Origin of the sequence: Staphylococcus sp. MB377, from assembly GCF_001922505.1 — a bacterium.
Classification (GTDB): domain Bacteria; phylum Bacillota; class Bacilli; order Staphylococcales; family Staphylococcaceae; genus Staphylococcus; species Staphylococcus haemolyticus.
This window is the reverse complement of sequence record NZ_MAON01000048.1, coordinates 1-1,206: the sequence shown is the minus strand read 5'-3', so window position 1 is coordinate 1,206 and position 1,206 is coordinate 1. Positions and strand designations below refer to the sequence as shown.

1 protein-coding gene and 1 pseudogene are annotated in these 1,206 nt (G+C 33.8%); both read left to right on the top strand.

The features are described 5' to 3' along the window. On the top strand, positions 1 to 995 hold a 995-nt coding region (locus BB045_RS09225), incomplete at its 5' end, for an alpha/beta hydrolase family protein (RefSeq protein ID WP_075140700.1). A gap of 12 nt (positions 996 to 1,007) precedes the next feature. After that, positions 1,008 to 1,206, top strand: a pseudogene (locus BB045_RS09220) (hypothetical protein); the annotation flags it as partial.

The following is a 1,206-nucleotide window of genomic DNA, read 5'->3' as shown; positions in this document are numbered from 1 at the left end:
CAGTAGTACCAAAAAAAGATTACAAAGAAAATGCAACACATTATGATGATATAATCCTAGCATTTCGCGGGACAGAGCCTAACCAATTAGCAGATTTCGAAACAGATATCGATCAGATTACGTTTGGAATTAAAACACATTCTAAAGTAATTACTCCAAGTAACAGTCAAACTATAAAACCTAATTCTGAAACATCATTTGATACTGGATTAAAATGGGCAAAAAATGACATCGTAGCAAAATATAACCCTTCTTCTCTTCATACTACTGGACATAGTAAAGGTGGTGCAGAAGCGGACCTTATCGCTGCAGAATTAGATTGTTATGCAACTACATGGGCTGCACCGAATCCCTATCGTATACTAAGTCCTGAAGCAAAAAAACGGGTAAATGAAGGGAAAATGGAAAATAAAGCAACTGATTATACACATGAAAATGACCCGATTGGTAACCACACTCAATTCGGTGCACCTCTAATTGGTAAGCAATACACAGTGAGACAGAACGATACAAAACAAGGACTTTTTACACGTTTAACTATGGACGGACACGGCAGAGATACATTTCAGGGATCCTTTCATTCAAATGGAAGCCCCATATTAAAATTAGAACCTGAAGATATTATAAAACAAGCAAAAAAAATTCAAACACTCAGCAATCGATTATCAGATATCGCAAAAAATATAGAAGAGTTTCAAAGAAACGAAGCTGAAGCAGTTCAAAAGTTAAAAAATCAATTAAAACATGAAACAGGGCCAGGTGGAAGATATCATTTATTAGAAGAACACGAAGTAGATGAAGCCATCTCACAAATTGCTAAAATTAGAAAAGGTGGAAATGACTATTTTCATGACGCAAACCTAGCAGAAGAATTAATCCATCTTTTAAAAAAAGAACAAAAGAGTTTAAGCCGATTCGGAGATGATATTAGTGATGCAGCAAATTCACTAAGAGATAAAGACAACCAATTAGCATCAAATTTTCAAATTAAATAAGGGGATAATTATATGATCGATTTTATGGGAGAAATTAAAAAGATAGAAAAACAAATCGAAAATGCTGCAGGAGCTGCGGGAGATTTAGCAAATCAGGTTGTTGATGAATTACAAGCTGCTAAAAAACAAATTGAAAAAGAAATGCAGCGTATGATGTTAAAAACAGAGGTAGAGTTTAAATCAATAGATATTATAAAAGAAGATACATATG